We start from the raw sequence: 6842 nt of genomic DNA on the forward strand, positions 1-6842 counted from the left end.
GTACCAGAGGGTGACGTCCTGGCCCCTGGGCGAGTGACCGGGCGGGGCTGCCCCCGGCCGGCTGAGGCGCGGCCCCCCCCCCCCCCCCCCCCCCCCCCCCCCCCCCCCCCCCCCCCCCGCCCCCCCGGGGGCGGCCCACCCCCCGCCCCCGCCCCCCCCCGCCGGCCCCCCCCCCCCGCCCCGCCCCCCCCCGGGGGGCGCGCGCCCCCCGGGGCCCGCGCCTCCGCAGGATACGTACGGACCGCACGGACGACGCAGACAAGCGCACAGCTGCGTACGGACGCGTACGCACCGGCACGGCCGCGTACGGACGGGTACGCACCTGTCAGCACAGCCGACGACCCGATCAGGGACCGCCCCGCCGGACGGCCCCCCGATACGAAAGGAGGCGAAGCCGCTTTGAGTACGGGACCCGGAGCAGACTCCGCACCCGCACCAAAACCGACCACGACGCAACCCACCCCACCGGGCCGCGGCGAAACGTTCAGTTCGCTGAAGATCCGCAACTACCGGCTCTTCGCCAGCGGCGCCGTCATATCCAACACCGGGACCTGGATGTCCCGGATCACCCAGGACTGGCTGGTGCTCGGGCTCACCGGCTCCGCCACCGCCGTCGGCATCACCACGGCGCTCCAGTTCCTGCCGATGCTGCTCTTCGGCCTGTACGGCGGCGTCATCGCCGACCGCTACCCCAAGCGCAACATCCTGCTCGGCACCCAGGCCGCGCTCGGCCTGTGCGGCTTCGCGCTCGCCGCCCTGACGCTGAGCGGCCACGTCCAGGTGTGGCACGTCTATCTGATCGCGTTCCTGCTCGGCATGGTCACCGTCGTGGACACGCCCACGCGGCAGGCGTTCGTGATGGAGATGGTCGGCCCGAACGACCTGCGCAACGCCGTCAGCCTCAACTCCGCGAACTTCCAGTCCGCGCGCCTCATCGGCCCGGCCGTCGCCGGTGTGCTGATCACCGCCGTCGGCAGCGGCTGGGCCTTCCTGCTCAACGGGCTGTCCTTCACCGCGCCGCTGATCGGCCTGCTGCTGATGCGCACCAGCGAACTGCACCACGTCGAGCGCGCCCCACGCGGCAAAGGCCAACTCCGCGAGGGCCTGCACTATGTGGCGGCCCGTCCCGAACTGCTCTGGCCGATCGTGCTCGTCGGCTTCATCGGCACCTTCGGCTTCAACTTCCCCATCTGGCTGACCGCCTTCGCCGATGACGTCTTCCACGCCGGGCCCGGCACGTACGGCCTGCTCAACACGTTGATGGCGGCCGGTTCGCTGACCGGCGCGCTGCTCGCCGCCCGCCGCGGCACCTCGCGGCTGCGGATGCTGGTCGGCGCGGCGCTGCTGTTCGGCGTCCTGGAGGTCGCCGCCGGTCTCGCGCCCACGTTCTGGGTGTTCGCCGCCCTCATGGTGCCGATCGGCGTCTTCGGCCTGACCTTCAACGTCACCGCGAACAGCAGCGTCCAACTCGCCACCGACCCCGCGATGCGAGGCCGCGTGATGAGCCTGTACATGATGGTCTTCGTCGGCGGCACCCCGATCGGCGGCCCGCTGGTCGGCTGGGTCACCGACACGTACGGGGCCCGCGTCGGCTTCGTCGCCGGCGGCGTGATCTCCGCACTCGCGGCCGTCGTCGTCGGCCTCGTCCTGGTACGCATCGGCGGCCACCGACTCCGCGTGGACCTGCGCCGCGGCCAGCGCAGGGTGCGGCTGGTGCCGCGTACGACGGATGGGGCGGGGGCCGCGGGGACCGCGGGGACCGCTGGGGCCGCGGTGGCTGCTGGTGAGCTCGCGCCGGCGGTTGCCCGGGCCGCGGCGGCCCCTGCCGCGCCGCCGGCGGTGGCAGGGGACGGGGGTGCGGAGCGTACGGAGCCTCCCGGCGAGGACGGGCGGCGGGCTCCGGACGCCGACCCTGCCGGTCCGCCGAACTCGGCCGTGCGGGCTGTGCCGACTGGGCAGGCTGTGCCGACCGCGCCGGCAGGGGCGGCGGTACGGGGCGGTGGCCGGGTCACGGTCTGATCGGCCCGGGGCGGCCCGGCCTGGCTCGGCCCGACCCGCCTGGCTCGGCCCGCCTTGGCCCGACCCGCCCCGGCCGACTGCCCGGCCGGCTCCGTCGGCGACACTGAGCGGATGAGACTCTTCGCAGCCGTGTTGCCACCGGAGTCGGCCACCGCGGAACTGGCCGCCGCCGTCGCCCCGTTGCACGACCTGCCTGAGGCGGACCGGCTGACCTGGACGGCCCGCGCCGGCTGGCACTTCACGCTCGCGTTCTACGGCGAGGTGGCCGCCGAGACGCTGCCGGACCTGTACACCAGGCTCGGCCGCGCCGCCCACCGCAACGGCGCCTTCCAACTGCGCCTGACGGGCGGTGGCAGCTTCGGCAACCGGGCGCTGTGGGCCGGCGCGTCCGGCGGCCTGCCGCCGATGCGGCGCCTGGCCGACGCCACGTCCGCGGCGGCCCGCCGCGCCGGCGTCGACATGTCCGAACACCACGCCTACACCCCTCACCTCACCTTGGCCCGCAACCGCACCGACGCCGACCTGTCCGCGTACGTCGCGGCCCTCGCCGACTTCGAGGGCCGGCCGTGGCGGGCCGAGGAACTCACCCTGGTCCGCAGCAACCCGCCGGAGCCCGGCGTCCCCGGCGCCCAGCCGCGGTACCAGAGGGTGACGTCCTGGCCCCTGGGCGAGTGACCGGGCGGGGCTGCCCCCGGCCGGCTGAGGCGCCCCGCCCCCGCCCACCCCGAAGGCCCGGTCGCCACCCGGCCACGACCTGCGGCTAACCTCGAAGGGTGGACCCGAAGATTCGAAGCTTGATCGTGAGCGGCACGTTCGTCGTCCTGCTCATCGTGGTGGCCGTGGCCTCCCTCGTACGCTGATCTGCCCTGCGTGTGGCGGGTCTGCCCTGCGCACAGCGCGTCTGCCCTGCGCGCAGCCGGCTAGGGCCAGTGGATGTGGGCGGGGCCGGGGGGAAGCTTGTCGGCGCGTGGGCAGTAGAGCCAGTCTCCCGTCACCTCGCGAGCGATGTTCGCCGCGGCCACGGCAACCTCGTCATCACCTGCGGCCGGCCGTGCGCGAGCAGGAGGAGACTCGGAGTCCGGCCGATGGAGCGAACTACTGACCCCGACGACCACGCGCTGCGTTTCCGCCTTCACCCTGCACGGGACGTAGAGATGCAGGGAATGTTTGTCGGATAGGAACCCATAGGCTTCGCCCAGGGTGACGGGAACCCCCTGGCGCTGAGTGCTTTCACGCGGGTAGCGATAGACGGGTACGGAGTCGACGGTAATGAGCACCTTCTCGTTCTCGGTACTCAGCTCACAGTGCCCTTGGTCATAGAGCTTGTCGAAGAACAGTGTCTCCGTCTTCAGCTCACCGTCGTGAGTGGGAAGCAGCGGCTTGACATCCGAGCCAGAAATGCGGCCGTCGCAGACGCGCCGGGGAATTTTCGTGGCGTCATCATCGGCTAGTGGGTCGGTGCTGATCCACCAGATGCCTGTTCCGATGAGGAGGAGTGCGACAGCGGCGGACATTACGAGCCGAGCGGGCGAGGTGATCGCGGTCAGTTTGGTGGCCATCAGCGGGTTCGCCCATCCGAAAAGCCGGTATTGACGGAGTAGAAAACGTCGTCGGCCGCTCCGGCGCCCGTCGTGCCGGGCGCCGTGGGGATGTTCTCTTTCCTCGCGGCGTCAAGGAAGGCTTGTTTTATGGCAAGAGCTGACTTTTCGCGCTCGCCATCGAGGAAGTCTTTCCGGTCGGACTCGATCTGCTGAACAACCTCTTCTTCGTCCCTCGTGTAGTGCTTGAGGACCGCCTCCTGGGCGTCCTCGTATGCCCAGTTCGCGAAGTCGCCGTAGAGCGGAATATGGTTCGCCCCCATCTCGGCGAATCTGCCGATCCATTTGGCCCTTTCTTCTAGGCTCTGGTTGTACTCCTGTACTTTCTTGAGGCTGTCATCGGCCGCTGCAATCGACTCTCCTTGCCCAACGGCAGTGATACTGGCGATCGTCGCTCCAGGTCTCACGACTCGTTCCGCTGTGGGAGCCAGAGAATCTTCACCAATGCCACTGATATTGTCTCGGATTGCCTCGGTGGTGACGGCCTGCTGGGCGTGCTTAATAGCCGCATAGGCTTTTGGGTCTTCGGCGGTCGCTTGTAAGAATTTGGTAAGATTGCGTTCGTCACTCAGGGCTTTGGAATTTGCATCGGCCCCCGCATTCTCGAAGTACCCGCTGGAGTCGCCGCCAGCAAACGTCCGCTGAATGTCATACATGTATTCAGCGGACATATTCCCCAAGTGAGGGGCAATCGCCGCCAACTTGCCATCATGCTTGACTAGGCCAGAGTCGCCGCCCACCTCCTTGACCACCCCTTCAAAAACATCGGCCTGCGCCCGCGTATGCGGCTTCAACGGGCCCTCGTCGCCGTACGGGCGGCCCGTCGTGGCGGATTGCAGGGCCTCGCCCAGGGCCTGTTTGGCGGGGACGCGGCTCGCGTCGTCCGGGTCGGTGAGGCCGCTCGTCTTGTCGGGGAGCCATTCCTTGCGGCCGTTTTCGTCGCTCAGGAAGAATTCCAGGTTGTCGAGCCGTTTCAGGCCGCTGTTGCCGCCGCCGGTGGAGCCGTTGAAGAAGGCCGTTGAGGCGTCGGGGCTGTTGCCGAACGCCGTGAGGACGCCGGTCATGGGGTCCCAACCTGGGCTCTTCTCATCCGCGAGGTTGAGGCCGAAGTGCAGGTCGCCGTTGTGCGGGTTGGGGACGGGCCAGGTGGCTCCTTCGCGTTCCTGCTTGACCAACTCTTCGGCGATCGGGTTGAGGAACGCCTTGTCGTAGGTGCCGTACCGCAGCAGGGACGCGAGGGCCTGATAGCCGACCGGTTCCCCGTGGTCGAGACCCACCCCCAACGGTTGCAGGCCGACCTTCTTGAGTTCGTTGATCCACGCCTTGCCGAGGTACGTACGGTCCTCACGGAAGGACGTGTGCGGGTTGTCCTTGCCGGAGGGCGGGTCGGTCGCGGTGGCCAGGGCGATGCCCATGTCCTTCTGGATGCTCCGGGCCAGATCGAGGCGGGTCTTGTCGTCGCCCGATGATGCGTTGATGGCGAGTTGGGCCTCGAAGCGCAGGGCGTCCTTCGCGCCCATGTCGCGGTAGAACTCGACCGCGAATTCCCGGTCCTTCGCATTGCCCTGCATCAGGGTCCGGAACTCGGCGAGTTCCGTCGGGCTCAACTCCTCGCCGCTCTCGTGCAGGGACAGGCTCTTCTTTGCGAGCTGTACGGTCCGCTCGCGTTGGACGTCGTCCAGCGATTCGTACGTCGCATGGCCGAAGTCATGGCTGTCGTTGCCGTGGATCTTGCCCAGGGCGCGGGTCACCGAGCCGTCGATTTCGGTCGCCTGGGCGACGAGGGAGGCAACCCGGTCGGCGAAGTTTTGGAGATAGGCGGTCTGGGCCGCGGTGTCCTTCGTCTGCTCGCCGGACCGGTCCACGTACTTGCAGATCACGCCGCCGTCCGCGTCGGACGACACCTGGATGCTGTGTTTCTTCGCGTCCACGTCGATGGCCCGCTTGAGGGACTTCTGGATTTCCGTCAGATCGCGGTGTGCGTCGCGCAACATGCTCCAGATGCCCTTCGCCTGGGTGTGCGCATCGTGGAACTCCTCGGCTGTGGTGCGGATGAACGGCCGGGTCACGCCGGCGTTCACCCCTTCCCAGCGGGCCACTTCGGACTTCCGCACCATGCCGTCCCGTGCAGCCGTGGCCAGTTGGGCGAGTTGGTCCACCATCTCCTTCCAGTCGTCGGCCGCCGAGCCGAGGTCTTTCAAGGGGACCTGGTACAGGTCGTCGTAGGTCAGCCGTGCCATGCTGCGGTCACCTCACGTCATTCCCGTGCGCTTGCCTGGGGTGCTGTTTCCGACTGCTTTCGGCTGTTGCCGCCGGCTACTCGTAGAACTTGGCGATTTCCGAAGTCGACACGGCCCGGCCGTCGCGGTGCGACATGGTGGCCGCGATCTTCTGGTCCTCGTGGGTGTGTGACTTCTTCGAGTAGTCGAGGTGGTTGGAGATGTGCGCACATGCCTGGAGCAGCGTCTTGACCTGGTCCTCCCAGATCGCCGCCGTCGTCGTCAGGGCATCGCCCATGGTGAAGTTGTGCGAGGCGAGGACGCGGGCCACCGTGGCCGTCGAGCCGTCCCCCGTTGCGCCGCGGGTCACGTCGCCGGCCTTCTTCAACCTGCCGTGCAGCAGGAACGCTTCATGGCCGACCTGACCCAGGTCCTCCTGGTAGACCACGAGCCGGTCCGCGCTGCCGCCCGAAGAACCGCTGCCCGCACTGTTGAGCCGTGTCCGGGCGTCCGCCTCCGCCGCGCGGCGAATCCGGCCCCACTCCTCCTGGAAGGACATATTTCCCCCACTTCCCCCGAGTCCCTTAACTCGCTTGCGTAGCAGTCGAATTACCGTGCGGAACGATAGTGGGGGTCCGGTGGCGGCGGGCGTACTTGAGGTGACGGCGCGGCCGGGATGCGGTGCGGATGGCGCGTCCTGTGCGGTGTGACTCATTCCGGGAGGGCGCGCGGGGCGGGTGGTGGGGCGCGGCTCGTACGGTGCGAGCCGTGCGGTGCGCTTCGTACGGTGTGAGCTGCGCGGTGTGCTTCGTACGGTGCGAGCTGCGCGGTGCGCTTCATGCGATGCGATCCGTGCGGTGTGGCATCGCCCCCCGCAGCGGGCGCGTTCGGAAGACGGCGTGGGGGGGGGGGGGGGGGCGGCGCGCCCCGCCGCGCCCCCCCCCCCCCGCGCGCCGCCCCCCCCCCCCCCCCCCCCCCCCCCCCCCCCCCCCCCCCCCCCCCCCCC

The 6842-nt window shown here is 69.5% G+C and carries 4 protein-coding genes and 1 pseudogene; 2 read left to right on the forward strand and 3 right to left on the reverse strand.

Features of this window, described 5'->3' with window-relative positions; genetic code table 11:
* Positions 1–399: 399 nt before the first annotated feature.
* Both AAHZ94_RS25830 and thpR read left to right on the forward strand, forming a co-directional pair.
* Positions 400–1734 (forward strand): annotated as a pseudogene (locus tag AAHZ94_RS25830) (MFS transporter); the annotation flags it as partial.
* Between the two features lie 396 nt (positions 1735–2130).
* Complete coding sequence (thpR, locus tag AAHZ94_RS25835; RefSeq protein WP_349995649.1) at positions 2131–2694, forward strand: RNA 2',3'-cyclic phosphodiesterase; 564 nt, start codon at positions 2131–2133, stop codon at positions 2692–2694.
* Between the two features lie 245 nt (positions 2695–2939).
* On the opposite strand, the gene AAHZ94_RS25840 is transcribed toward thpR, so the two are convergent.
* From AAHZ94_RS25840 to AAHZ94_RS25850, 3 genes are all read right to left on the reverse strand, one after another.
* Positions 2940–3578: a hypothetical protein gene (locus AAHZ94_RS25840; RefSeq protein WP_349995651.1), complete on the reverse strand. Its 639-nt coding sequence runs from the start codon at positions 3576–3578 to the stop codon at positions 2940–2942.
* Positions 3578–5857: a DUF6571 family protein gene (locus AAHZ94_RS25845; protein WP_349995653.1), complete on the reverse strand. Its 2280-nt coding sequence runs from the start codon at positions 5855–5857 to the stop codon at positions 3578–3580. Before AAHZ94_RS25845 ends, AAHZ94_RS25840 begins: the two co-directional genes overlap by 1 nt.
* 76 nt (positions 5858–5933) lie before the next feature.
* Positions 5934–6395, reverse strand: coding sequence for a hypothetical protein (locus AAHZ94_RS25850; RefSeq protein WP_349995655.1), 462 nt, complete (start codon positions 6393–6395; stop codon positions 5934–5936).
* Between the last annotated feature and the right edge of the window lie 447 nt (positions 6396–6842).

The sequence above is a fragment of the Streptomyces sp. HSW2009 genome, assembly GCF_040240285.1.
Taxonomy (GTDB): Bacteria; Actinomycetota; Actinomycetes; order Streptomycetales; family Streptomycetaceae; genus Streptomyces.